Source organism: Streptomyces sp. NPDC050625, assembly GCF_040654755.1.
Classification (GTDB): Bacteria; Actinomycetota; Actinomycetes; order Streptomycetales; family Streptomycetaceae; genus Streptomyces.
The window spans coordinates 161,458-187,729 of record NZ_JBFAIQ010000006.1 but is presented as its reverse complement, the minus strand read 5'-3'; the positions used below and the strand labels follow the sequence as shown (position 1 = coordinate 187,729).

Below are 26,272 nucleotides of genomic sequence, written 5' to 3'. Positions count from 1 at the left end.
CTACAAGCCGGGTCCGACATCGGCCCCGCAGTTTCTCCAACGTACGGGGGCCACCTCGATGATTCCCGGGCGCCGGGATTTCCACCCCGCGCGCCCGATGCGGTCCGTGTGTCCGGTCAGCCGCCGGAAAGGACCCTGACCAGGTCTTCTGCGGTGCGGCAGCGGTCCAGGAGCTCCTTGACGTGATTTCGCGTTCCGCGAAGCGGTTCGAGGGTTGGGACGCGCTGGAGGCTGTCGCGGCCGGGGAGGTCGAAGATGACCGAGTCCCAGGAGGCCGCGGCGACGTCGTCCGCGTACTGCTCCAGGCAGCGGCCGCGGAAGTAGGCCCGGGTGTCCTCCGGAGGGCTCGTACGGGCCCGCTCGACGTCGGCCTCGTCCAGGAGCCGCTTCATGCGTCCACGGGCCGCCAGGCGGTTGTAGAGGCCCTTCTCGGCCCGTACGTCCGCGTACTGCAGGTCGACGAGGTGCAGCCGGGCGGCGTCCCAGTCGAGGCCGTCGCGGCGGCGGTAGCCCTCCATGAGCTCCCGCTTGGCCACCCAGTCCAGCTCCCCCGCAAGGCTCATGGGGTCGTTCTCCAGGCGGTTCAGGGTGTCCTCCCAGCGGGTGAGGACGTCCTTGGTCTGTTCGTCGGCGTCGGCGCCGAAGCGGTCCTCGACGTACTTGCGCGACAGCTCGAAGTACTCCATCTGCAGCTGGACCGCGGTGAGTGTCCGGCCGCTGCGGAGCGTGACGAGACGCTTGAGGGTCGGGTCGTGGGAGACCTGGTGCAGGGTCCTTACAGGCTGGTCCACGGCGAGGTCGACCGCGATGAAGCCGTCCTCGATCATGGACAGGACCAGGGCCGTCGTGCCGAGCTTCAGGTAGGTGGAGATCTCGGAGAGGTTCGCGTCGCCGATGATCACATGGAGGCGGCGGTACTTCTCCGCGTCGGCGTGGGGCTCGTCGCGGGTGTTGATGATCGGCCGCTTGAGGGTCGTCTCCAGGCCCACCTCGACCTCGAAGTAGTCGGCGCGCTGGCTGAGCTGGAAGCCGTGCTCGTGGCCGTCCTGGCCGATGCCGACGCGGCCCGCTCCGGCGAAGACCTGACGGGAGACGAAGAAGGGCGTGAGGTGGCGCACGATGTCCGAGAAGGGGGTCTCCCGCTTCATCAGGTAGTTCTCGTGCGTGCCGTAGGAGGCGCCCTTGTTGTCGGTGTTGTTCTTGTAGAGGTGGATGGGCTGGGCGCCGGGCAGCTGGGCGGCGCGTTCCGCGGCCTCGGCCATGATCCGCTCGCCGGCCTTGTCCCAGAGGACGGCGTCGCGGGGGTTGGTGACCTCGGGGGCGCTGTATTCGGGGTGTGCGTGGTCGACGTAGAGGCGGGCGCCGTTGGTGAGGATCACATTGGCGAGTCCGATGTCCTCGTCGGTGAGCTGGCTGGCGTCGGCGGCCTCGCGGGCGAGGTCGAAGCCTCGGGCGTCCCGCAGCGGGTTCTCCTCCTCGAAGTCCCAGCGGGCCCGGCGGGCCCGGTGCATCGCCGCCGCGTAGGCGTTGACGATCTGGGATGAGGTGAGCATGGCATTGGCGTTGGGGTGGCCGGGGACGGAGATCCCGTACTCCGTCTCGATGCCCATTACTCGCCGTACGGTCATGCGGCCCTCCTTGCCCGGCGGCACCCTCGGTCGTGGACGCCGCTCAAGTACCGCTGGCGCTCCGGTGCGTGTGCGGTGCCCGTCCCCGCACTGCGCGACTCGGCGGTAGGAAAGAGCCTAGAACGCCTTTGCGCTGGTGGGGAGATCATTTGCGTCATTGCCTGCTCCAGCCGTGGCCCGAAAAACAGTCGGCTGCGGGTACCCGGTGAGGGCACCCGCAGCCGCCCTGGCTTTTACAGGTACTGACCGGTGTTCGCCACCGTGTCGATGGAGCGACCGGTGTCCGCGCCCTGCTTTCCGGTGATGAGGGTACGGATGTAGACGATCCGTTCGCCCTTCTTTCCGGAGATCCGGGCCCAGTCGTCGGGGTTGGTGGTGTTGGGCAGGTCCTCGTTCTCCTTGAACTCGTCCACGCAGGCCTGGAGCAGGTGGGAGACGCGGAGACCCTTCTGGTTGTGTTCGAGGAATTCCTTGATCGCCATTTTCTTGGCGCGTCCGACAATGTTTTCGATCATGGCGCCGGAGTTGAAGTCCTTGAAGTAGAGGACTTCCTTGTCACCGTTGGCGTAGGTGACCTCCAGGAAGCGGTTTTCCTCGGTTTCGGCGTACATGTGCTCGACCGCGGTCTGGATCATGCTCTGGACCGTGGTGGACTTGTCGCCGCTGTGCTCGCCGAGGTCGTCCGCGTGCAGCGGGAGGCGCTCGGTGAGGTACTTCCCGAAGATGTCCTTGGCCGCTTCGGCGTCCGGACGCTCGATCTTGATCTTCACGTCGAGGCGGCCGGGGCGCAGGATGGCGGGGTCGATCATGTCCTCGCGGTTGGAGGCACCGATCACGACCACGTTCTGCAGGCCCTCGACACCGTCGATCTCGGCGAGCAGCTGGGGGACGATGGTGTTCTCCACGTCCGAGCTGACGCCGGAGCCACGGGTGCGGAAGAGGGATTCCATCTCGTCGAAGAAGACGATCACGGGGGTGCCCTCGCTGGCCTTCTCCCGTGCGCGCTGGAAGACGAGGCGGATCTGCCGCTCGGTCTCGCCGACGTACTTGTTCAGGAGCTCGGGGCCCTTGATGTTGAGGAAGAAGCTCTTGCCGGCGGCCTGGCCGGTCACCTCGGCGACCTTCTTGGCCAGCGAGTTGGCCACGGCCTTGGCGATGAGTGTCTTGCCGCATCCGGGGGGCCCGTACAGCAGGACGCCCTTCGGCGGCCGCAGTTCGTGCTCCTTGAACAGGTCGGGGTAGAGGTAGGGGAGCTCGACCGCGTCGCGGATGGCCTCGATCTGGTTGCCGAGGCCGCCGATGGCCTCGTAGCCGATGTCGGGCACCTCTTCGAGGACGAGTTCCTCGACCTCGCTCTTGGGGACGACCTCGTAGACGTAGCCGGAGCGGGGTTCGAGCAGGAGGGCGTCGCCGGGGCGGATGGTGACGTCCAGCAGCGGCTCGGCGAGCCGTACCACCCGTTCCTCGTCGGTGTGCCCGAGCACCAGGGCGCGCTCGCCGTCCTCGAGGATCTCCTTGAGGGTGACGATGTCCCCGACGCGCTCGTACTCCATGGCCTCGACCACGTTGAGCGCCTCGTTGAGCATGACTTCCTGGCCGCGCCTGAGGTCGTCGAGGTCGACGCTGGGGCTGACGTTCACCCGGAGCTTGCGGCCCCCGGTGAAGATGTCGGCCGTGCCGTCCTCGTTCGCCGTCAGGAAGACGCCGAAGCCGGCCGGTGGCTGCGCGAGCCTGTCGACCTCTTCCTTGAGGGCCACGATCTGGTCCCGGGCCTCGCGGAGCGTGTTGGCGAGTCGCTCGTTCTGGGCGGACACGCCGGCCAGGTTCGTCTGCAGCTCGACGATCCGCTCTTCGAGAATCCTCGTGTGTCGCGGAGAGTCGGCGAGCTTGCGTCGCAGGACGGCGATCTCCTGCTCAAGGTAGGCGATCTGCCCGGCCGGGTCGTCGGACCCTCGTCCCGGGCGGATGCCGCGGTTCATGTCGTCGTCGTGGGCTGCCACGGTCCTCACCTCCTCCAAGGGGAGCTGGACGCTTCCAGACCCTACCTGGGTGGGTGTCGATTGAAACCCCTAGATCACAAAGACTGTCAAGGAGTGTCCGATCTTCACCCTTGCGCTCTCCCTCACGCCAGGGGAATACCCACCGAACATGATTGGGAAGCCGCCGGAGGTAGGCTCCAAGGGTTCAACACCCGTCAGAGCTGGCCGGATTCCCGTCGGCTCGGCGCAGATACGTCAGGAGAGATGACCGTGCAGCAGGCGACCCGAAGCGACGGCGAGGCGCTGGAGGTCTGGATCGACCAGGACCTGTGTACGGGCGACGGGATCTGCGCCCAGTACGCGCCGGAAGTGTTCGAGCTGGACATCGACGGGCTGGCCTATGTGAAGGGTGCGGACGACGAGCTGCTGCAGGCCAAGGGGGCAGTCACCGCGGTGCCGTTGCCGCTTTTGACGGACGTGGTGGACTCGGCGAAGGAGTGCCCCGGCGAGTGCATTCATGTGCGTCGGATTTCGGACAAGGTGGAGGTCTACGGCCCCGACGCGGAGTGAGCATTCGACCACTCACCGTGATCATTGTCTGATTTCTCACACGCCCTGGGATCCCAGGGCGTGTTTCGTGTGTCCGGCGTGCGCGCCGGAGCTCACACGCTGTGGGCGCCGGCGGGTGTGGAGCGGACGAACGCGCCGTCCTTCCACTGCCACTTGGCTCCCGTCCTGACGTCGGGGCAGCAACTGGGCACGTCTGCCGTGGAGTAGCCGAGCAGGGTCGCGGTGACGGCTCCGGTGCGGACGGTGAAGTCGGTGACGGTGAGCCGGTCCTTGGGGTCGACGAGGGTGGCGACGACGCGGGGCCGTTGGGCGTCGGCGGCCTGGGTGAGGACGTAGACGCCGTCGGGCGGGGTGCCCATGGGGGCGTCGCAGTGGACCACCGCGACCGTCTCGGGCCGGCCGTCGCCGTCGAGGTCTCCGGTGGCCTTCTTCTGGACCTTCACTTTCACCGGACCGCATTTGAGGGGGAAGTCGACGCCCTCGGTGCTGGGCGGCGCGGCGGCCGCGGGGGCGGTCTTCGTCCCGGTGCCGGGGTCGGGCTGGGCGGCCTTGGCCGAGCCGGGCTGCAGCACGGAGGAGAGGGCGACGACGCCGGCGACGGCGGCCGCGGTGGTGACCCAGTGGATGGGGCGGGCGTGAGTGTGAGCCAGTTCCGGGACGGCGGATTGCTGCACTAGGAGTGTCTCCTGTGGTGGCTGTGCCGGTGGGGGTGGGTGTGGGGGTGGCCAGCATGGTGCCACACGTCACACTGCGGGGGAACGGCGGGGTCCGGGATTTCGGCAGGCTGTGCGGCTTGTGGGCGGCCAAGGCCCGGGAATCCTGGTGCTCTGCCAACGCGCGGGCGCCGTGGCCGAGTTCCGGAAAGGTCCTGGGAACTCGGCCACGGCGCCCGTGCGTTGTTCTGGCGAAAGGCGACGAAGGTGGCGATAAGGCGGCAGGAAGGCGCGATGGCGGCGCCTCAGCGACCGGCGCCTCCGTCGGCGTTGGGGCCTGCGTAGTCCTCGCCGTAGGCGCCCTTGGCGGGGCGGCGGCGGCGCATGGGCGGCTCGACGCCGTCGGCGAGGCGGCGGGCGGTGAGGAGGAAGCCGGTGTGGCCGATCATCCGGTGGTCGGGGCGGACGGCCAGGCCCTCGATGTGCCAGTTGCGGATCATCGTCTCCCAGGAGGTCGGCTCGTTGAAGCAGCCGATCTCGCGGATGGACTCGACGGTCCGGGCGAGCTGGGTGGTGGTGGCGACGTAGCAGCACAGGATGCCGCCGGGCACGAGTGCCTTGGAGACGGCCTCCAGGCACTCCCAGGGGGCGAGCATGTCGAGGATGACGCGGTCGACGTCGGTGTCGGAAAGGTTGTCCTGGAGGTCGCCGACGGTGAGCTGCCAGGCCGGGTGCGGGCCGCCGAAGTAGCGCTCGACGTTCTGCCGGGCGATGTCGGCGAAGTCGTCGCGGCGCTCGTAGGAGTGCAGCATGCCCTGGTCGCCGATGGCCCGCAGCAGGAAGCTGCTGAGCGAGCCGGAGCCGACGCCGGCCTCCACGACGCGGGCGCCGGGGAAGATGTCGGCGAAGGCGAGGATCTGTCCCGCGTCCTTCGGGTAGACGACGGCTGCCCCGCGGGGCATGGACAGGACGTAGTCGGGGAGCAGGGGGCGCAGCGCGAGGTAGGCGACGTTTCCGGTGGTGCGGACAACGCTGCCCTCGGGAGCGCCGATCAGCTCGTCGTGGGGGAAGGAGCCCTTGTGGGTGTGGAAGTTCTTCCCGGCTTCGAGCGTGAACGTGTAGTGGCGGCCCTTGGGGTCGGTCAGCTGTACCTGGTCCCCGACCTTGAAGGGCCCGCGCCTGCGGGCGGCACCGGTCGGTTCGGACATGTGAACAGCCTACCGGTCCCCACGGGCGGCTCGGACCAACGCAAGCGGCGGGCGGGCGGACGGTGCGGGCGAACGATGGGGGCCGGCCGCGGCCGCGTCACGCGGGTCTTGCCATGGCCTTGACGAAGGCGCGCTCGACGTCGGCGGCGGAGAGCACTCCGTAGATCTCCCCGGTCTCCTCGACGACGAGGTACTCGGTGGCCGGGGTGGCGCGCAGGGCGTCGAGGAGTTCCTCCCCGGAGAGCTCGGCGGAGACGCGCATGCCTTCGGTGAGTTCCTGGGCGAGACCGCCGACGGAGACCCAGGGGCGGCGGTGTTCGGGTACGCCGACGATGGCGGCCTCGCGGACGAGCGAGAGGGGGTTGCCGTCGGCGTCGACGACCACGAGGGCGCGGGCACCGGCCGCGTTGGCCCGGCGCAGGGCTTCCGAGAGCGGGGTGTCGGTCTGTACGGGGACGGCCCGGCGGGTGAGGGCGCGGGCGCGCAGCTCGGGGAGGTGTTCGCGCAGGCGGGCCATGCGGAGGCTGTTGCCGGCGCCGGTCCAGATGATCGCGGCGAGGATGGCGGCGAGCAGGGCGTCGGTGACCGTGTCCATGCCGTTGATCTCCGCGTTGCCGGAGCCGAGGGCGCCGGACTGGTTGAGGAGGGGCAGGCCGATCAGGACGGAGATGGCGAGGGCGCGGCCGACCCAGGCGGCGGCGACGGTGCCGCTCATGGGCTTGCCGGTGATCTTCCAGACGACGGCGCGGAGCATACGGCCGCCGTCGAGGGGGAGGCCGGGCAGCAGGTTGAAGGCGGCGACGATGAGGTTGGAGATCATCAGGCCGGCCAGCAGGACACCGGGGACGGTGCCGGGTCGCACGGGTTGCATGGCGAGGTAGAACACCCCGGCGAGCACGAGGGAGAGCAGCGGGCCGACGAAGGCCAGCACGAACTCCCGGCCCGGTGTCTCGGCCTCCTTCTCGATCTCGGAGACGCCGCCGAAGAACTGGAGCTGGATGCGGCGGACCGGGAGTTTGAAGCGGATGGCGGCGACGGTGTGGGCGAGCTCGTGGACCAGGACGGAGGCGTAGAAGGCGACCGCGAAGAAGAGGGACACGAGGTAGCGGGCGGCGCCGAGCTCCGGCAGCACGCGGTCCAGCTGTCCGCCGAACACCCAGGTGATCAGGGCGGCGACCAGGAACCAGCTGGGCGCCACGTAGACGGGCACTCCGAAGGGCCGTCCCATGAGCAGCCCGCCGCCGGGTTCCTTGGGTCGTACCGGCGGCTGCCCCTTGGCGATCCCGGCGTCGGCGTGGGACCGGTCGGGGTGCTTGTCGAAGCCGGGGGCGGGGTCGGGTTCCGGGTGGCCGGCGGGGGTGGTGCCGGGGGCCGGGGTGTCACCGGTGTCCTCCTCGCCGTCCGGGGCCGAGTCCTTGCCCTCGGCTTCCGCGGGAGTGGTCGGCTCCGGCTTCGGCTCGGGGCGGGTGGGGCTGTCGGCGCCGTCCGCGGTGGGCGGCCCGGCGGCGTCGTCGGGCTGCGGCCCGGGGGGCTCGGTGGCCGGGGTCGTAGGAACTGTGGGGTGTTCGGTCGGCTTTTCGTTGCCGGGCCGCGGCTGCCCGCTCCCGCCGCTCACGTCCACGGTGTCCCCTCGTTCGAAGCTTCTTCCGCACCATCCGGGCGGAAGGGTCTGTGGTCGATGGTATGCGGCCGTCGTGACTCGTTCCGCCCCGGCACCCCCTGTGTTTGCCCGGCGGCAGTACGGGACCGCGGCCCGCGGGTGGGTGACTGTCAGTGGCGGGCCGTATGGTCTGTGGTCATGGACAGCAGCATCGAGGGCGCAGAGGCGGTTCCACCGGTCACGACCGAGCCGGTGACGGCGGAGTCCGAGGCTGCGGCGGCGGCCGCTGCCCGGCCCGTGGTCATGGCGCCCGCTTCCCTGTCCCCCTCGCGGGCCAGTGACTTCATGCAGTGCCCGCTGCTGTACCGGTTCCGGGTGATCGACCGGCTGCCGGAGAAGCCGAGCGAGGCGGCGACCAGGGGCACCTTGGTGCATGCGGTCCTTGAGCGGCTCTTCGACGCACCCGCCGCCGAGCGGACCGCGCCCAGGGCGAAGTCGCTGATCCCGGGACAGTGGGACCGGCTGCGGGAGACGAAGCCCGAGGTGCTGGAGCTGTTCGCCGAGGATCCGGAGGGCGAGCGGCTCGCACGCTGGATGGGCGAGGCCGAGCGGCTCGTGGAGCGGTGGTTCACGCTGGAGGACCCGACGCGGCTGGAGCCCGCCGAGCGCGAGCTGTTCGTGGAGGCCGAGCTTGAGTCGGGGCTGCGGCTGCGCGGGATCATCGACCGGGTCGATGTGGCGCCGACCGGTGAGGTGCGGATCGTCGACTACAAGACGGGCAAGGCGCCCCGGCCCGAATACGCCGAGGGCGCGCTGTTCCAGATGAAGTTCTACGCCCTGGTCGTGTGGCGGCTGAAGAACGTGATCCCGCGGCGGCTGCAGCTCGTCTACCTCGGCAGTGGTGATGTGCTGACGTACGACCCGGTCCTCGCCGACCTGGAGCGCGTCGAGCGGAAGCTGCTCGCGCTGTGGGAGGCGATCCGGCAGGCCACCGAGACGGGCGAGTGGCGGCCGCGTCCGACCAAGCTGTGCGGCTGGTGCGACCACCAGGCGCACTGCCCGGAGTTCGGCGGCACTCCCCCGCCGTATCCGCTGCCGGTCACCGGGGCCGGGTCCGGCGAGGTGTGAGCCTTCGGGGCCGTGCCCCGGAGGCGAGCCGGTGAGCCCGCGCAGGGCAGAATGGGGCCGGACTAGCGAAGGAGACTCACGTGGCCATCCGCGTCCTACTGGTCGACGACCAGCCGCTGCTGCGTACGGGCTTCCGGATGATCCTGGAGGCCGAGCAGGACATCGCGGTCGTCGGCGAGGCCGGAGACGGCCTCCAGGCGCTCGACCAGGTGCGGGCCCTGCAGCCCGATGTGGTTCTGATGGACATCCGCATGCCGCGGATGGACGGTGTGGAGGCGACCCGGCAGATCACCGGGCCGGGCCGGGACGGGCCGGCGAAGGTGCTGGTGCTGACCACCTTCGACCTGGACGAGTACGTGGTGGAGGCGCTGCGGGCCGGGGCCAGCGGGTTCCTGCTGAAGGACGCGCCCGCCAATGAGCTGGTGCAGGCGATCCGGGTGGTGGCCGACGGTGAGGCCATGCTCGCGCCGAGCATCACGCGGCGGCTGCTCGACAAGTACGCCACGCATCTGCCGTCGGGTGACGAGCCGGTGCCGGACACGCTGCACACGCTCACCGACCGTGAGGTGGAGGTGCTGAAGCTGGTGGCGCGCGGCCTGTCGAACGCCGAGATCGCCGCGGACCTGTTCGTCAGCGAGACGACGGTCAAGACGCATGTCGGGCATGTGCTGACCAAGCTGGGGCTGCGGGACCGGGTGCAGGCGGCGGTGTACGCGTACGAGAGCGGGCTGGTGCGGCCCGGCGCGCAGTAGCAACTAGCGGCGAGAGCAACTAGCGACAGCGGTAGGAGAGCGGCGGAGCAGTCCGTCGTGACGACGAGGGCGCCTCTTCCCCGGTGGAGAGATCCGGGGGGAGGGGCGCCCTTCGTGTGTGTGCCGGGCGCCGTCAGCTCTTGCTGAGTTCCCAGAAGCGGAACACGGTCGAGGCGTCGAGGCAGTACTCCAGTCCGTAGACGCCGTCGCGGGTGACCGCGTACTGCTTGGCCTGCCAGACGGGGAGCACCGGGAGTTCGTCGGCGACGATGTCCTGGAGGCGGCCGAAGTCCCCGTCGGTGGCGGAGCGGTCGCTCTGGGCGGCGGTGCTCGGGATGAGGGAGCCGGTGATCGTGGTGTTGCGGTAGTTGTTGCTCAGCACGTTGCCCTTGCCGAAGAAGGGGGCCGTGAAGTTGTCGGCGTCCGGGTAGTCGGGCACCCAGCCCTTCACGTACACGCCGTACTTGCCCTTGGCGATGTCCTTCTCGTACTGGTCGAAGGCGACGGACTTGACGTCGGCGTCGAACAGGCCGCTGGCGTTGAGCTGCCCGGCGATGGCCTTCAGCTCCTGGTCGGTGGCGGGGCCGTAGCGGGACGGGGTGGACCAGAGGGTGAGCTTCACCTTGCCGTTGATGCCGGCGGAGTGCAGGGCGGCGGCGGCCTTGGCCTGGGAGGGGCGGGCGCCGTAGGTGTCGAAGAAGGCCGTGTTGTGGCCCGCGATACCGGCCGGGATGATCGAGTAGAGCGGGGTGGCGGTGCCCTGGTAGACGTTCTTGATCAGGGCGTCGCGGTCGATGAGATGGGCGATGGCCTTGCGGACGCCGACCTTTCCGGCGACCGGGTCGTGCATGTTGAAGACCAGGTGCTGGACCTCGGCGCTGCTGCCCTCGATGACCTCGATGCCCTTGGTGTCGTCCTGCTTCTCGATGTCGGCGATGTCGCTCGCGGTCAGACCGCGGTAGGCGATGTCGACCTCGTCGTCGAGGAGGGCCTTCTTGAGGGCGCTCTGGTCGCCGTGGAAGAACTTGAGGGTGACGCCGGAGTTCTTGGTCTCGGCGGTGCCCTTGTAGTGGGAGTTGGGTGAGAAGACGGCTTCGTCGTCGCCGAAGGAGTCGAGTTTGTAGGGGCCGGAGCCGACGGCCTTGTCGTCCTTGCGGAGGCCGTTCGCGTCGTACTGCCGGTGGTCGACGATGGAGCCTGCACCGGAGGCGATCTTGCTGGGGAAGGTGGCGTCGGGGACGCTGAGCCGGAAGACGACGGTCTTCTCGTCCGGGGTCTCGACCCGCTCCAGCATCGGGAACATGATCGCGGGGCCGGCCGAGTCGTTGATCTTCAGCATGCGGTCGAAGGAGAACTTGACGTCCTTCGAGGTGAGCGGGTCACCGTTGCTGAACTTGAGGCCGTCCTCGAGTGTGCATCGGTAGACCTTGGCCTGGCTGTCGGTGAAGGTGCACTCCTTCGCCGCTTCCGGCTGGGGCTCCACCGCGCCCTTGGGGAAGCTCAGCAGGGACTGGAAGACGTTGTTGAACAACAGCCAGGACCCGGGGTCGTAACCGGAGGCGGGGTCCGTGGCGAGGACGTCGTCGGACATCCCCATCACCACGGAGGAGCCGGTTCCCCCGGAATCACCGGTCTCCGAGCCGCAGCCGGTCAACAGGCCGGAGGCCAGTCCCGCCACGATGGGCAGGACCGGCCACTGGTTGCGCTTGTTCACGTGCATGTGCCTTGTCGTCGGATCTCGTCCCCGGAGCCACGGTCCCGGACCCGGGGCACAAACCCGATCACCTTATCGCCCGTCGGCACTATGCGTCCGACGGGCGGTAGGTGAGGGATCGTCAGCTGCCCGCTCCGCGGCTGAGCTCCCACAGCTGAAGCGTGGAGGACGAGTTGAGCGCGTAGGAGGTACCCGAGATGTCACTGCGCGCGGCGACGTACTGCTTGCCCTGCCACAGCGGCAGCACCGGAACGTCGCCGGCGACGAGGTCCTGGATTTCCGTGAGGCTCTTGGATGCGGTCAGCCGGTCGGCCTCGCGGCGGGACTCCGGGATCAGGGTGCTGCGGATCTTGCTGTTGGCGTACGGCGAGCCGAGGAAGTTGTCCTTGTCGAGGAACGGCGCCAGGTAGTTGTCGGCGTCCGGGAAGTCGGGGAACCAGCCCATGCCCCAGACGTCGTACGTGCCCTTGCGCGAAGCGGACTGGAACGTCGCCCACGGGGTGCCCTGGATACGGACGTCGAACAGGCCGCTGTCGTTGAGCTGCTTCTGCAGGACCTCGAACTCCTGCTTGGTGGCCGCACCGTAGTGGTCGGTGGTGTAGTGCAGGGTCAGCTTCACCGGGGTGGTGATGCCGGCCTGCGTCAGCAGCGCCTTCGCCTTGGTGACGCTGGGGTTGCCGTACTTGTTGAAGAACGAGTTGGAGTGGCCGGTCAGGGTGGCCGGGACCAGCGAGTACAGCGGCTCGGCCTGGGTGCCGTACACCTTGGAGACGAGCTCACCGCGGTTGATGACCTGGGCCATCGCCTCGCGGACGGCCTTGTTCTTCACGGTGGGCGCGTTGGTGTTGAAGGCCAGGTAGCGGATCTCCAGGCCCGGCATGTCGACCAGTTCGACGTTCGCGTCGGTGCCGGCGTCGAGCTTCTTGATCTGCGACGGCGTCATCGAGCGGATCATGACGTCGATGTCGCCCTTGTCGATGGCGGCACCCATGGCGTCGGCATCCGTGAAGGAGCGCATCACGACCTTGTCGTTGCTCACCTTCAGGCTCCCCTTGTAGTTGGGGTTCTTGACGAAGGTGGCGGTGACGATCTCGTCGTTCTTGACGTCGGCCTGCAGGGTGTACGGGCCCGAGCCGTCGATGTCGAACCCGTCGCGCAGCTTGCCCTTGTCGTAGTCCGCGGGGTTGACGATGCCCGCGACCGGAGTGGACAGCTTGTAGGGGAAGGTGGCGTCGGCGGTCTTGAGGTGGAAGATCACCTCGCGGTCGCCCTGCGTCTCGATGGTGTCGATGTCGGACATCAGGGCGAACACACCACTGTCCGCCTTGATGCGCAGGGCACGCTCGATGGAGTACTTGACGTCCTCGGCCGTGATGGCGTCGCCGTTGGCGAACTTCAGGCCGTCGCGGAGCTTGCAGGCGTAGCGTTCGTTGCCGCTGTCGGTGAAGCCGCAGCTCTCTGCGGCCTCGGGCACCGGGTCGCCCTCGCCCTTGGGCTGGATCATCAGGGTCTGCACGGTCTGGCGCAGGATGTTCCAGCTGCCGACGTCGTACGCGTAGGCGGGGTCGAGCGGCGCCGGAGCGTCCTTGGTGGCGGTGAACCGATCCGTGGTGCCGACGACGATCGCGTCGCCGCTCTTGCTCCCGCTGTCGGATCCGCCGCACGCGGCGAGAACCGGCGTGAGCAGGCCGGCCAGGGCCGGCAGCACCAAATGCTTACGGTTCATGCTCGAAGTTCTCCAGCTCTTCGGATCCGTGTACCCGGCATGCAGGGGTGTCGCGGCGGATCACGGGGGTAACGGCGATGTTCTCGCGATGAGATTAGTCCGCGCCCGCACGCGGGTTCACAGCCGCTGGAGTTGAGTCCCCATCACGCAGTGGAACCGGGTGCGGACACACCGAAAACCCGACAGAGGCATGATTAGTGCAGCGTTCCACCAATCGGGACACAAAGACACGGCGATTCCCCCCGAACGGGGGTGTCCTGCACACGTCGACATCGATGTCGACCCCTGGGGGCGTGGCGAACGTCACAGCCTCAACCAGGTGGGGAGCTGGCCGAATTCGGCCAAACGACCCGGTTCGAATTTCGGCGGGTCGGGCCCGGTGCCCTTCTACCCCAATGGACTTTGCACGCTGGGTGAACGGCTAGCGCATTTGCGTCATCAGACCGCGCAGAAATGCCAGGTCGACCTCTTCGAGAGAGGTCACCACGGTGCGGCGGTCGGCGGGGGCGATGGGGGCCACGGACGGCACCGCGACGACCTGGCAGCCGGCGGCCTCCGCCGCCGCGACGCCGGTCGCGGTGTCCTCGACGACGGCACATCTGGCCGGATCGACACCCAGTCCGGAGGCGGCGAGAAGGTACGGGTCCGGGTACGGCTTGGTGCGTGACACCTCGTCGCCGGCGATGGACAGCGCGAAGTGCTGGGTGCCGAGGGAGGTCAGCACGCGGTCGATGATGCGCCGGTGCGAGGCGGAGACGAGGGCCGTGGGGATCTCGTGCTCGTACAGCTCGGCGAGCAGCCTGGCGGCGCCCGGCATCAGGGGCAGGGCGCGGTCGATACGGTCCTCGAAGCCCTCGTTGAGCAGCACCGTCAGCTCGGCGAGGGTGATGTCGGCGCCGGTGGCCTCGATCAGGAAGCCCGCGCTGCGGGTCATGGGGCCGCCGACCACGACATGGCGCCAGGAGTCGTCGAGGGCGTGGCCGAGGCGCGCGAAGATCTCGACCTCCACGTCCCACCAGAAGCCCTCGGTGTCCACCAGGGTTCCGTCCATGTCGAGGAGCACGGCTTGGAGGGCTGAGCCTTCCGCCGTACGGGTTCCGAGCGCGGGGACCGTGCTGGTCATCCGGGCGCACCTCCTTGAGGGACGATCAGGCCGGTTCCCAGCGGGGAACCGGCCTGCGGTGGATCGACCAGTGTACGACTCCCGCAGGTGAAACGCCTGGTTTATCGCTGGGGCACCCGGGAATCCCCAGAAACACCCCCTGGACGCCCGGGAGGCTTCAGGTGTGCCCACGGGGGTCTTTTCGACGGGGTACGCCGACCTGCCGGGGGCACGCCCGGGAGGGCAACGGCGCACGGGCACACGCCTGCCGGGGCACCACCCAAGACACCCGAGGGGCCCTTCGGCGGCACCACACCGCGCCCAGGACGCCTGAGGCATGCCCACGGGTCTCTTTTCGCGGAACACACCGGCCTGCCGACAGGCACGCCGGTGCCCGGGCGACCACCCACGGGCACACACCTGCCGGGCACCGCCGAGCATGTGCTCGCTGGGGGCTCCCACGGCAGCCACCACGGAGCCGAGCCTTGTGGCTCGCACACGGGTGGAGCCCGACGAGCCGTCGGCTGCGGGTACCGCCCGGCGATGCTTCGCGCTGCGCGTCGGGGCGTACTGCTGCCCTGGGCTCCCCCGCGGGCAGGCACCTCGCCGTGCCTCGGCAGGTGCCCCGAGGTGCTGACGACCCGGCTGCGCCCGCCCGGCGGCGTGACACCACGGCCCGGAGCGGGGCCGGGAGGTGTCGGCGGCCTCGTCACCCCGCCCGACGATGCTTCGCGGCGCACGTCCGGGCGCACTGCTGCCCTGGGCTCCCCCGGGGCAAGCGCCTCGCCGTGCCCTGGCAGGTGCCCCGAGGTGCTGATGACCCGGCTGCGCCTGCCCGGCGGCGTGACACCAGGCCCGGAGCGGGGCCGGGAGGTGTCGGTGTCCTCGTCGCCCGGCCCGGACGTCCTCCGGTGAACCCCCGGAGGGCTCAGCGAGCGTTGAAGTACTTGGCCTCCGGGTGGTGGATCACGATCGCGTCCGTGGACTGTTCGGGGTGCAGCTGGAACTCCTCGGACAGGTGGACGCCGATGCGCTCCGGCTGGAGGAGGTCGGCGATCTTGGCGCGGTCCTCCAGGTCGGGGCAGGCGCCGTAGCCGAGAGAGAAGCGGGCGCCCCGGTACTTGAGGGCGAACATGTCCTCCATGTCGGCCGGGTCGTCCCCGGCGAAGCCCAACTCGGAGCGGACGCGGGCGTGCCAGTACTCGGCGAGTGCCTCGGCCAACTGCACCGACAGGCCGTGGAGTTCGAGGTACTCGCGGTAGGAGTCCGACGCGAACAGCTTGGCGGTCCGCTCGCCGATCCTGGAGCCGACGGTGACGACCTGCAGTCCGACGACGTCCGTCTCCCCCGACTCCTCCGGGCGGAAGAAGTCGGCCAGGCAGAGGCGGCGGCCGCGGCGCTGGCGCGGGAACGTGAAGCGGGTGCGTTCGTTGCCCTGCTCGTCGAGGATGATGAGGTCGTCGTCCTTGGAGACGCAGGGGAAGTAGCCGTAGACCACGGCCGCCTCCAGGAGGTTCTCCGTCTGGAGCAGGTCCAGCAGGCCGCGCAGCCGGGGGCGGCCCTCGGTCTCGACGAGTTCCTCGTAGCTCGGTCCCTCACCGGTGCGGGCCTGCCTGAGGCCCCACTGGCCCTTGAACAGCGCGCCTTCGTCGAGCCAGCTCGCGTACTCCTTGAGCTGGATGCCCTTGACGATCCGGGTGTCCCAGAACGGCGGGGTCGGCACCGGGTTGTCGGTGGCGACGTCCGAGCGGACGTGCCCCTCCTCCGGGCGGTCCTCGATCTCGACCGCGGCCGCGGCGCGCACCCGGCGCTGCTTGAGCTCCGGCAGCTTCGCCCCGGGCACACCGCGCTTGACGCCGATGAGGGCGTCCATGAGGCGCAGCCCCTCGAACGCGTCGCGGGCGTAGCGGACCTCGCCCTCGTACAGCTCGTGCAGGTCCTGCTCGACATAGGCGCGGGTCAGGGCCGCTCCGCCGAGGATGACGGGGTAGTCGGTGGCCAGGCCCCGCTGGTTGAGCTCCTCCAGGTTCTCCTTCATGATCACCGTGGACTTGACCAGGAGCCCGGACATGCCGATGACATCGGCGCGGTGCTCGTCGGCCGCCTCCAGGATCGCGGAGACCGGCTGCTTGATGCCGAGGTTGACGACGTTGTAGCCGTTGTTGGACAGGATGATGTCGACGAGGTTCTTGCCGATGTCGTGCACGTCGCCGCGCACGGTGGCGAGCACGATGGTGCCCTTGCCCTCGGCGTCCGACTTCTCCATGTGCGGTTCGAGATGGGCGACGGCGGCCTTCATGACCTCGGCGGACTGGAGCACGAACGGCAGCTGCATCTGGCCGGAGCCGAACAGCTCGCCGACGACCTTCATGCCGTCCAGGAGGGTGTCGTTGACGATGTCCAGCGCGGGCCGCGTCCGCAGCGCCTCGTCGAGGTCGGCCTCCAAGCCGTTGCGCTCGCCGTCGATGATGCGGCGCTTGAGGCGCTCCTCCAGCGGCAGGGCGGCCAGTTCCTCGGCCTTGCCCGCCTTCAGCGACTTCGCCGTGGCGCCCTCGAACAGGGCCATGAGCTTCTGGAGGGGGTCGTAGCCCTCGGCGCGGCGGTCGTGGATCAGGTCGAGGGCCGTCTGCACCTGCTCCTCGTCGAAGCGGGCGATGGGCAGGATCTTGGAGGCATGCACGATCGCCGAGTCGAGGCCCGCCTTGACGCACTCGTCGAGGAAGACGGAGTTGAGCAGGATGCGTGCGGCCGGGTTGAGGCCGAAGGAGATGTTGGACAGGCCGAGGGTGGTCTGGACGTCCGGGTGGCGGCGCTTGAGCTCGCGGATCGCCTCGATGGTGGCGATGCCGTCCTTGCGCGACTCCTCCTGACCGGTGCAGATGGTGAAGGTCAGGGTGTCGATGAGGATGTCCTCCTCACGGATGCCCCAGTTCCCGGTCAGGTCGTCGATGAGCCGTTCGGCGATCTCGACCTTCTTCTCGGGGGTGCGGGCCTGGCCCTCCTCGTCGATGGTGAGCGCGATCAGGGCGGCGCCGTGCTCCTGGGCGAGCCGGGTGACCTTGGCGAAGCGGGACTCGGGGCCGTCGCCGTCCTCGTAGTTGACGGAGTTGATGACCGCGCGTCCGCCGAGCTTCTCCAGGCCCGCCTCGATGACGTCGACCTCGGTGGAGTCGAGGACGATCGGCAGGGTGGAGGCGGTGGCGAAGCGGCCGGCCAGTTCCTCCATGTCGGCGACGCCGTCGCGGCCGACGTAGTCCACGCACAGGTCGAGCATGTGCGCGCCCTCGCGGATCTGCTCGCGGGCCATCTCGACGCAGTCGTCCCAGCGGGCGGCGAGCATGGCTTCGCGGAACTTCTTGGAGCCGTTGGCGTTGGTCCGCTCGCCGATCGCGAGGTAGGCGGTGTCCTGGCGGAACGGGACGGTCTGGTAGAGGGAGGCGGCGCCGGGCTCGGGCTGCGGGCTGCGCTCGCTCGGGGTGAGGTCGCGGACGCGCTCGACGACCTGGCGCAGATGCTCGGGGGTGGTGCCGCAGCAGCCGCCGATGAGGGAGAGGCCGTACTCGCGTACGAAGGTCTCCTGGGCGTCGGCGAGCTCGGGCGCGGTCAGCGGGTAGTGGGCGCCGTCCTTGCCGAGGACCGGCAGGCCCGCGTTGGGCATGCAGGCCAGCGGGATGCGGGCGGTGCGGGCGAGGTAGCGCAGGTGCTCGCTCATCTCGGCCGGGCCGGTGGCGCAGTTCAGGCCGATCATGTCGATGCCGAGCGGCTCGAGCGCGGTGAGCGCGGCGCCGATCTCCGAGCCGAGGAGCATGGTGCCGGTCGTCTCGACGGTCACCGACACGATCAGCGGCAGGTCGAGGCCGAGGGCCGTGAGCGCGCGGCGGGAGCCGAGGACGGCGGCCTTGGTCTGCAGCAGGTCCTGGGTGGTCTCGACGAGCAGCGCGTCGGCGCCGCCGGCGACCAGTCCCTCGGCGTTGCGCTGGTAGGCGTCGCGCAGGGTGGTGTACGGGGCGTGGCCCAGGGTGGGCAGCTTGGTGCCGGGGCCCATGGAGCCGAGGACCCAGCGCTGCCGGCCGTCGCGGGCGGTGAAGTCGTCCGCGACCTCGCGGGCGACGCGGGCGCCGGCCTCGGACAGTTCGTACACGCGGTCGGCGATGTCGTACTCGCCCAGCGCGGAGTGGTTGGCCCCGAAGGTGTTGGTCTCGACGCAGTCGACGCCCACGGAGAAGTACGCCTCGTGGACGGAGCGGACGATGTCGGGGCGGGTGAGGTTGAGAATCTCGTTGCAGCCCTCAAGATTCTCGAAGTCGTCGAGGGTGGGTTCCTGCGCCTGGAGCATGGTTCCCATGGCTCCGTCGGCGACCACCACACGCGTGGCGAGTGCTTCTCGGAGCGCGGACACACGGGTCCGGCTGTCGGCGGAAGGGGACGGTGGCAACGAGGCCATGAAGGGGCTCCCTGGGATGCGACGGCTGTCGGCTTTGCGGCTTCCCGGACGGGCCGGGCAGAACGCACGGCGCCAGAGTAACCGGCTGTGGGCTTGGATGGTCAGGGCGTCCACGAGGCGGACGGGTGTGGCGGCCGAGCCACGCCCAGGCCACATGTGATGTAACAGGTGCCGACCGACCATTAGCGGGAGGTCGGCATGGACCGGTAGTGTTCGGCATTGTCGAACGACGGGAAAACGACACCGCGCGACGGCGGTCGACGGGGACGGAGGCAGTACGGCGATGGCACGGAACATCCAGTCGCTCGAACGGGCGGCCGCGATGCTGCGGCTGCTCGGGGGCGGCGAGCGACGGCTCGGCCTGTCGGACATCGCCTCGTCCCTCGGCCTCGCCAAGGGCACCGCCCATGGCATCCTGCGCACCCTCCAACAGGAGGGTTTCGTCGAACAGGACGACGCCTCCGGGCGGTATCAGCTGGGCGCCGAGCTGCTGCGACTGGGCACGACCTATCTGGACATCCACGAACTGCGGGCGCGCGCCCTGGTGTGGACCGACGACCTGGCCCGCTCCAGCGGGGAGAGCGTCTATCTGGGCGTGCTGCACCAGCAGGGCGTGCTGATCGTCCACCACGTCTTCCGGCCCGACGACAGCAGGCAGGTCCTGGAGATAGGGGCCATGCAACCGCTGCATTCCACGGCCCTGGGCAAGGTGCTGTCGGCGTACGACCCGGTCGCGCACAGCGAGGCACTGGAGGCCGACCGCAAGCCCTTCACCGACCGCACGGTGTGCGAGCTGGAGGACTTCGAGCACATCCTGGACATCACACGCGCGCGTGGCTACGCCGCCGACGTGGAGGAGACCTGGGAGGGCGTGGCCTCGGTGGCCGCGCCCGTGCACGACCGCCGGCGCATGCCCGTGGGCGCGGTCGGCATCGCCGGCGCCGTGGAACGGCTGTGCCGGGACGGGGAGCTGCGCCCCGAACTGATCGCGGCGGTACGGGACTGTGCCCGCGCGGTGTCGCGGGATCTGGGCGCCGGACGGTTCTGAGCGCCGCACAACGTAAGAGCCGGAAGAGCCGGAAGAGCCGAAAAAGGCGAAAAAGGACCAGACCGGAACGCTGAGCGGCGTTCCGGCTGTCGCCATACCCTGAAGTGGACATAACGGACGAACATCATCGTTCGGTGCTCGAAGATCGATAACTCGCCGCGATCAATAACGATCAGGTTTTCGATAACAGAACTCTTGACGCGCCTGTAACGCCGGGGCAAGACTCCCGTCCATCGGTCGGCATTGTCGAACACCTACCGGCAATACGCGCTAGAGTGTGACAACGCCAAGGACCGGTTTCGCTCTCACCCCCGAGGGCGCCAGAACCCCCGGAGGGACCCGGGGTTCGGCTTCCCTGGACGAAGGACAAAGGAGTCGCGGGTGTCCAGCTCCGACATCTTCATCGGCGAGACCATCGGTACCGCCATACTCATCCTGCTCGGCGGTGGCGTGTGCGCCGCCGTGACCCTGAAGGCCTCCAAGGCCCGTAACGCCGGTTGGCTCGCCATCACCTTCGGGTGGGGTTTCGCCGTCCTGACGGCGGTCTACACCTCGGCACCGCTCTCCGGTGCCCACCTCAACCCGGCCGTGACCCTCGCGCTCGCGATCAAGGACCACGACTACAGCAACCTCCCCACCTACTGGGGCGGCCAGCTGCTCGGCGCCATGATCGGCGCGACCCTGGTCTGGGTGGCCTACTACGGTCAGTTCCGCGCGCACCTCACCGACAAGGAGATCGTCGGCGGTCCGGGTGCGCAGGACACGACGGCCAAGGTCGTCGAAGCCCAGGAGACGGGCGCCGGCCCGGTCCTGGGTGTCTTCTCCACCGGTCCGGAGATCCGGCACGCGGTGCAGAACCTCGCCACGGAGATCATCGGAACGATCGTCCTCGTCCTCGCGGTCCTCACCCAGGGCCTCAACGACAAGGGCAACGGCCTGGGCACCCTGGGCGCCCTGATCACCGCCTTCGTGGTCGTCGGCATCGGTCTGTCCCTCGGCGGCCCGACCGGCTACGCGATCAACCCGGCCCGTGACCTCGGTCCGCGTATCGTCCACGCCCTCCTGCCCCTGCCCAACAAGGGCGGCTCCGACTGGAGCTACGCCTGGGTCCCGGTGGTCGGTCCCCTGATCGGCGCCGCGATCGCTGCAGGCATCTACAACGTCGCATTTGCTTAAAGAGCACCGAGCTTCGTCTTCGAGCACCGAGCCTCACAGCACGCGTCGTACGTACAGCCCTCGTAACCACGGAACTCTCAGGAGCACACAGTGACCGACGCCCACACGGCCGGCCCCTTCATCGCGGCCATCGACCAGGGCACGACCTCCAGCCGCTGCATCGTCTTCGACCGGGACGGCCGCATCGTCTCCGTCGACCAGAAGGAGCACGAGCAGATCTTCCCGAAGCCGGGCTGGGTCGAGCACAACGCCAACGAAATCTGGACCAACGTCCAGGAAGTCGTCGCCGGAGCCATCCAGAAGGCCGGCATCACCCGTGACGACATCAAGGCCATCGGCATCACCAACCAGCGCGAGACCACCGTGCTGTGGGACAAGAACACCGGTGAGCCCGTCCACAACGCCCTCGTCTGGCAGGACACCCGCACCGACGGCCTGTGCCGGGAACTCGGGCGCAATGTCGGCCAGGACCGCTTCCGCCGCGAGACCGGCCTCCCGCTGGCCTCGTACTTCTCCGGGCCCAAGGCCCGCTGGCTGCTCGACAACGTCGAGGGCCTGCGGGAGCGCGCCGAGGCGGGGGACATCCTCTTCGGCACCATGGACACCTGGGTCATCTGGAACCTGACCGGCGGTGTCAACGGCGGCCACCACGTCACCGACGTCACCAACGCCTCGCGCACCCTTCTCATGAACCTGCACACCATGCAGTGGGACGAGAAGATCGCCGAGTCGATCGGCGTACCGCTGCAGATCCTGCCCGAGATCCGCTCCTCCGCGGAGGTCTACGGCGAGGTCACCGGCGGCAAGCTGGGCGACCTGCTCGGTGGCATCCCGGTCGCCTCCGCGCTCGGCGACCAGCAGGCGGCCCTGTTCGGCCAGACCTGCTTCTCCGAGGGCGAGACCAAGTCCACCTACGGCACCGGCACCTTCATGGTGATGAACACCGGTGACAAGATCATCAACTCCTACGCGGGCCTGCTGACCACGGTCGGCTACAAGATCGGCGACCAGCCGACGGTCTACGCGCTGGAGGGCTCGATCGCCGTCACCGGCTCCCTGGTGCAGTGGATGCGTGACCAGATGGGCCTGATCTCCACCGCGGCCGAGATCGAGACGCTCGCGCTCTCGGTCGAGGACAACGGCGGCGCCTACTTCGTACCGGCCTTCTCCGGCCTGTTCGCCCCGCACTGGCGCTCCGACGCCCGCGGTGTGATCGCCGGCCTGACCCGGTACGTCACCAAGGCGCACCTCGCCCGCGCGGTCCTGGAGGCCACGGCCTGGCAGACCCGCGAGATCGCCGACGCCATGGTCAAGGACTCCGGCGACGAGCTGGTGGCCCTCAAGGTCGACGGCGGTATGACTTCCAACAACCTGCTGATGCAGACCCTCGCCGACGTCCTGGACGCACCCGTGGTGCGCCCGATGGTCGCCGAGACCACCTGCCTCGGCGCCGCCTACGCCGCCGGCCTCGCCGTCGGCTTCTGGTCCAGCACCGACGAGCTGCGCGCCAACTGGCGCCGGGCCGCCGAATGGACCCCCAACATGGACGCGGAGACCCGCGACCGTGAGTACAAGAACTGGCTCAAGGCCGTCGAGCGGACCATGGGCTGGATCGAGGACGAGGACTGAGCGGCTCGGACCGCCCAGCCAACTCTGACTAGGAGTAAGAACCCGACATGACCAGTCAGTCCACCCTGCAGTCCGTGCCTGCCCTGGGGACGCACCCGGCCTCCGGCTCCCACCCGAGCCGAGCCGAAACCAGGGAGCAGCTCTCCAAGGCGTCGTACGACCTCCTCGTGATCGGCGGCGGCATCCTTGGCATCTCCACCGCCTGGCACGCCGCGCAGTCCGGCCTCAGGGTGGCTCTGGTCGACGCCGGCGACTTCGCCGGCGCCACCTCCTCCGCCTCCTCCAAGCTCCTCCACGGCGGTCTGCGCTACCTGCAGACCGGCGCGGTGAAGCTGGTGGCGGAGAACCACTTCGAGCGCCGTGCGGTCTCCCGCCAGGTGGCCCCCCACCTGGCGAACCCGCTCACCTTCTACCTCCCCGTGTACAAGGGCGGGCCGCACGGCGCCGCGAAGCTCGGAGCGGGCGTCTTCGCCTACTCCGCGCTCTCCGCCTTCGGTGACGGTGTCGGTCACCTGCTCAGCCCCGCGAAGGCCGCGCAGGACGTACCGGAGCTGCGCACCGAGAACCTCAAGGCCGTCGCCGTCTACGGCGACGACCAGATGAACGACTCGCGCATGGCGCTGATGACGGTCCGCGCGGCCGTCGAGGCGGGCGCGGTCGTCCTGAACCACGCCGAGGTCACCGGCCTGCGCTTCACCCAGGGCCGGGTCACCGGCGCCGACCTCAGGGACCGGGTCTCCGGCGAGGAGTTCGGCGTCAACGCCCGCCTGGTGCTGAACGCGACCGGCCCCTGGGTCGACCACCTGCGCCGTATGGAGGACCCGAATGCCGCGCCGTCCATCCGCCTCTCGAAGGGCGCGCATCTGGTCCTGAAGCGGACCTCGCCGTGGAAGGCGGCGCTCGCGACCCCCATCGACAAGTACCGCATCACCTTCGCGCTCCCCTGGGAGGACATGCTCCTGCTGGGTACGACCGACGAGGAGTTCGAGGGCGACCCGGCGGATGTCGCGGTCAACGAGAAGGACATAGCCCAGATACTCGACGAGGCGGCCTTCTCCGTCCGCGACCAGCAGCTCGACCGGTCCCTCATCACCTACGCCTTCGCGGGTCTGCGCGTGCTGCCGGGCGGCCCCGGCGACACCGCCAAGGCCAAGCGCGAGACCGTGGTGACCGAGGGCAAGGGCGGCATGCTGTCCGTGGCGGGCGGCAAGTGGACCACCTTCCGGCACATCGGCCGCACGGTGATGCAGAAGCTCGAAGAGCTGCCGGGTCACCCGCTGGGCGAGGACTTCGAGCCGATCTCCTCGCTGCCGAAGAAGCTGCCGCTGCCCGGTGTCGCCAACCCGCGTGCCGTCGCCCACCGCCTCCTGGTGGACAACCCGGCGCCCGGCCCGCGCATGGCCGCCGACACCGCCAAGCACCTGGCCACGCACTACGGTTCGCTGGCCTTCGACATCGCCCGCATCGCCAACGAGAGCCCTGAGCTGGGCGAGCGCGTCCACCCGGACGCGCCGGAGATCTGGGCGCAGGTCGTCTACGCCCGTGACCACGAGTGGGCCGAGACGCCGGACGACGTGCTGCGCCGCCGTACGACGCTGACGATCCGCGGTCTGGCCACGGACGAGGTCCGCGCCAAGGTCCAGGACCTGCTCGACAAGAAGTAGGTGCTCGGTGCCGGCCGACTCCCCCTGACCGGGTCGGCACCGTCGGACCGGCCCCCTCCGCACCGGGGCCGGGACACGAGAGGGGCGGCTCCACGCCGATGGAGCCGCCCCTCTCTCCTTTCGCGGCGCCGTGCGGCCCCGGGCCGGGCCGGGGGCTGAGCGGTGGCTCCATAATGTGCTGAGACATCGGATGTCTGAGCGACAGGGAGGCCCGCCATGGCAGTCACCGATGAGGCGATCGAGAAGATCAAGGACATGATCGTCTCCGGTGCGCTGCGCCCCGGCGACCGGCTGCCCAAGGAGAGTGAACTCGCCGCCGAGCTCGGGCTGTCGCGCAATTCCCTGCGGGAGGCCGTACGTGCCCTGTCGCTGATCCGGATCCTGGATGTGCGGCAGGGCGACGGGACGTACGTCACCAGCCTGGACCCGCAGTTGCTGCTGGAGGCGATGAGCTTCGTCGTCGACTTCCACCGCGACGACACCGTGCTGGAGTTCCTCGCCGTGCGCCGCATCCTGGAGCCGGCCGCGACCGCGATGGCGGCCTCCCGGATCAGCGAGCAGCAACTGGACGCGCTCTCCTCGCAGTTGGACGCGCTCGGCGCGGCGCCCTCGGTGGAGGAGCTGGTCGCCTGCGACCTGGAGTTCCACCGGGGGATCGTGCACAGCGCCGGCAACTCGGTGCTGTGCTCGTTGCTCGACGGTCTGTCCGGGCCCACCACCCGGGCCCGGATCTGGCGCGGGCTGACCCAGGAGGACGCGGTCGGGCGCACGCTGCGCGAGCACCGGGCGATCCTGGCCGCGCTGCGCGACCGGGACGCGGAGGCGGCGCGCTCTTGGGCGACCGTGCACATCGCGAGCGTGGAGCAGTGGCTGCGCAGCTCGCTGTGAAGCCCCTGTGGGGAACCGGCGAAAAGCCCCTGTGGAAAACCGGTGGGGCTGCCGTTCGCCGCGGGGTGTTCGAGCGTGGCGAACGGGGCAGTGATCCGTTCACTCCCCCGTGCAAGGGGGCTGCGAGCGCCCCCGCCGGACGCCGTAAGGTTGGGACGTACGCGAGGGCACGTCGGAAGGAGGCGCTGGGTGATCGAGCTGGAGGGAGTTCCCGAGCTGATCGACCCAGTCATGGTGGCCGCGTTCGAGGGCTGGAACGATGCCGGCGACGCCGCCTCCACCGCGGTCGCGCATCTGGAGCGCGAGTGGAAGGGCGAGGTGTTCGCGGCGCTGGACGCCGAGGACTACTACGACTTCCAGGTGAACCGCCCCACGGTGTGGATGGACGCGGGCGTCCGCAAGATCACCTGGCCGACGACAAGGTTGTCGGTGGTCCGGGTCGGCGGCGAGAAGCCGCGCGACCTGGTGCTGGTCCGCGGTATCGAGCCGTCCATGCGCTGGCGCTCGTTCTGCAACGAACTGCTCGGTTTCGCGCACGAGCTGGGCGTGGAGCTGGTGGTCGTCCTGGGCGCCCTGCTCGGTGACACCCCGCACACCCGTCCGGTCCCGGTCAGCGGGGTCACGTCCGACCCGGACCTGGCACAGCGCATGGACCTGGAGGAGACCAAGTACGAGGGCCCCACGGGCATCGTCGGCGTCCTCCAGGAGGCGTGCACGCACGCGGGTGTCCCGGCGGTGTCGCTGTGGGCGGCCGTCCCGCACTATGTGTCGCAGCCGCCCAACCCGAAGGCCACGATGGCGCTGCTCAACCGGCTGGAGGACCTGCTCGACCTGCGCATTCCGCTGGGCGAGCTGCCCGAGGACGCGCGGGCCTGGCAGGTGGGCGTGGACCAGCTGGCCGCCGAGGACAGCGAGGTCGCCGAGTACGTCCAGACGCTGGAGGAGGCCCGCGACACCGCCGAGCTGCCGGAGGCGTCGGGCGAGGCGATCGCCCGCGAATTCGAGCGCTATCTGCGGAGACGGGACGTTAGCCCGCCGGGCGGCCACGCCACGGCGGACGGCACCGACAGCACGTCGTACCTGCGGGACAACCCGGGAGGCCGCACCCGGCCCCCGAAGCCACCGAAACCCGACACCTCCGGGACCGACGACGAGGACACCTCGGAGGACTGAACAGGGGCGGTACGCGACACGCGTACCGCCCCTTCGCCGTCCCGGCCCAGCGGCAGTACCCGGTCGGATGGTGGCGTCAAAGCTGTTTCAAGTCGGATTGCACCCGTTACCCAATTCAACTTCTTTCCAAACCGAGTTGCCGAAACCCGTCTGGACGACTCGGCGCGGAAGTGCTTGTTTGTCTCTCCGT

The 26,272-nt window shown here is 69.4% G+C and carries 18 protein-coding genes; 9 read left to right on the top strand and 9 right to left on the bottom strand.

What is annotated here, in order from left to right; translation table 11 throughout:
• Positions 1 to 116: 116 nt before the first annotated feature.
• The gene (gene dop, locus AB0I54_RS16520; RefSeq protein ID WP_363296688.1) at positions 117 to 1,628 is read right to left on the bottom strand and encodes a depupylase/deamidase Dop; all 1,512 of its coding nucleotides are present in this window, start codon (positions 1,626 to 1,628) and stop codon (positions 117 to 119) included.
• A gap of 233 nt (positions 1,629 to 1,861) precedes the next feature.
• Positions 1,862 to 3,628, bottom strand: coding sequence for a proteasome ATPase (gene arc / locus AB0I54_RS16515; protein WP_363296687.1), 1,767 nt, complete (start codon positions 3,626 to 3,628; stop codon positions 1,862 to 1,864).
• Positions 3,629 to 3,871: 243 nt separating this feature from the next.
• Here arc and AB0I54_RS16510 point away from each other — a divergent pair, with 243 nt between their 5' ends.
• Complete coding sequence (locus AB0I54_RS16510) at positions 3,872 to 4,177, top strand: ferredoxin (protein WP_363296686.1); 306 nt, start codon at positions 3,872 to 3,874, stop codon at positions 4,175 to 4,177.
• 92 nt (positions 4,178 to 4,269) lie between these two features.
• Here the strand turns inward: AB0I54_RS16510 and AB0I54_RS16505 are convergent, their stop codons facing one another.
• The 3 genes from AB0I54_RS16505 to AB0I54_RS16495 all read right to left on the bottom strand — a co-directional run bounded on the left by AB0I54_RS16505 (position 4,270) and on the right by AB0I54_RS16495 (position 7,659).
• Positions 4,270 to 4,851, bottom strand: coding sequence for a hypothetical protein (locus AB0I54_RS16505; RefSeq protein WP_363296685.1), 582 nt, complete (start codon positions 4,849 to 4,851; stop codon positions 4,270 to 4,272).
• Positions 4,852 to 5,135: 284 nt separating this feature from the next.
• A complete protein-coding gene (locus AB0I54_RS16500; protein WP_363296684.1) occupies positions 5,136 to 6,038 on the bottom strand; it encodes a tRNA (adenine-N1)-methyltransferase in 903 nt (300 codons plus the stop codon).
• A 97-nt stretch (positions 6,039 to 6,135) separates the two neighbouring features.
• The gene (locus tag AB0I54_RS16495; RefSeq protein ID WP_363296683.1) at positions 6,136 to 7,659 is read right to left on the bottom strand and encodes a site-2 protease family protein; all 1,524 of its coding nucleotides are present in this window, start codon (positions 7,657 to 7,659) and stop codon (positions 6,136 to 6,138) included.
• Between the two features lie 177 nt (positions 7,660 to 7,836).
• On the opposite strand from AB0I54_RS16495, the gene AB0I54_RS16490 reads away from it, so the two are divergent.
• Positions 7,837 to 8,766 (top strand): RecB family exonuclease, encoded by a 930-nt coding sequence (locus AB0I54_RS16490; RefSeq protein WP_363296682.1) that lies wholly within the window; start codon positions 7,837 to 7,839, stop codon positions 8,764 to 8,766.
• Positions 8,767 to 8,846: 80 nt separating this feature from the next.
• Complete coding sequence (locus AB0I54_RS16485; protein WP_316754929.1) at positions 8,847 to 9,518, top strand: response regulator transcription factor; 672 nt, start codon at positions 8,847 to 8,849, stop codon at positions 9,516 to 9,518.
• A gap of 133 nt (positions 9,519 to 9,651) precedes the next feature.
• Here the strand turns inward: AB0I54_RS16485 and AB0I54_RS16480 are convergent, their stop codons facing one another.
• The 4 genes from AB0I54_RS16480 to metH form a co-directional block, all read right to left on the bottom strand.
• Positions 9,652 to 11,232 carry an ABC transporter substrate-binding protein gene (locus AB0I54_RS16480; RefSeq protein WP_363296681.1) on the bottom strand — a complete coding sequence of 527 codons (1,581 nt, stop codon included), beginning with the start codon at positions 11,230 to 11,232 and terminating at the stop codon, positions 9,652 to 9,654.
• Between the two features lie 121 nt (positions 11,233 to 11,353).
• A complete protein-coding gene (locus AB0I54_RS16475) occupies positions 11,354 to 12,958 on the bottom strand; it encodes an ABC transporter substrate-binding protein (protein WP_363296680.1) in 1,605 nt (534 codons plus the stop codon).
• A gap of 421 nt (positions 12,959 to 13,379) precedes the next feature.
• Positions 13,380 to 14,081: an HAD family phosphatase gene (locus AB0I54_RS16470; RefSeq protein WP_363296679.1), complete on the bottom strand. Its 702-nt coding sequence runs from the start codon at positions 14,079 to 14,081 to the stop codon at positions 13,380 to 13,382.
• Between the two features lie 907 nt (positions 14,082 to 14,988).
• Positions 14,989 to 18,504, bottom strand: a complete 3,516-nt coding sequence (gene metH, locus AB0I54_RS16465; RefSeq protein ID WP_363296678.1) for a methionine synthase — start codon at positions 18,502 to 18,504, stop codon at positions 14,989 to 14,991.
• Between the two features lie 283 nt (positions 18,505 to 18,787).
• On the opposite strand from metH, the gene AB0I54_RS16460 reads away from it, so the two are divergent.
• The 6 genes from AB0I54_RS16460 (at position 18,788) to AB0I54_RS16435 (ending at position 26,082) form a co-directional block, all read left to right on the top strand.
• A complete protein-coding gene (locus AB0I54_RS16460; RefSeq protein WP_363296677.1) occupies positions 18,788 to 19,552 on the top strand; it encodes an IclR family transcriptional regulator in 765 nt (254 codons plus the stop codon).
• A 381-nt stretch (positions 19,553 to 19,933) separates the two neighbouring features.
• Positions 19,934 to 20,728, top strand: coding sequence for an MIP/aquaporin family protein (locus AB0I54_RS16455; RefSeq protein ID WP_363296676.1), 795 nt, complete (start codon positions 19,934 to 19,936; stop codon positions 20,726 to 20,728).
• 90 nt (positions 20,729 to 20,818) lie between these two features.
• Positions 20,819 to 22,357, top strand: coding sequence for a glycerol kinase GlpK (gene glpK / locus AB0I54_RS16450; RefSeq protein ID WP_363296675.1), 1,539 nt, complete (start codon positions 20,819 to 20,821; stop codon positions 22,355 to 22,357).
• A gap of 47 nt (positions 22,358 to 22,404) precedes the next feature.
• Positions 22,405 to 24,021 carry a glycerol-3-phosphate dehydrogenase/oxidase gene (locus AB0I54_RS16445; protein WP_363296674.1) on the top strand — a complete coding sequence of 539 codons (1,617 nt, stop codon included), beginning with the start codon at positions 22,405 to 22,407 and terminating at the stop codon, positions 24,019 to 24,021.
• A 216-nt stretch (positions 24,022 to 24,237) separates the two neighbouring features.
• Complete coding sequence (locus tag AB0I54_RS16440; RefSeq protein ID WP_363296673.1) at positions 24,238 to 24,909, top strand: FadR/GntR family transcriptional regulator; 672 nt, start codon at positions 24,238 to 24,240, stop codon at positions 24,907 to 24,909.
• A 189-nt stretch (positions 24,910 to 25,098) separates the two neighbouring features.
• Complete coding sequence (locus AB0I54_RS16435; RefSeq protein ID WP_363296672.1) at positions 25,099 to 26,082, top strand: PAC2 family protein; 984 nt, start codon at positions 25,099 to 25,101, stop codon at positions 26,080 to 26,082.
• Positions 26,083 to 26,272: the final 190 nt, after the last annotated feature.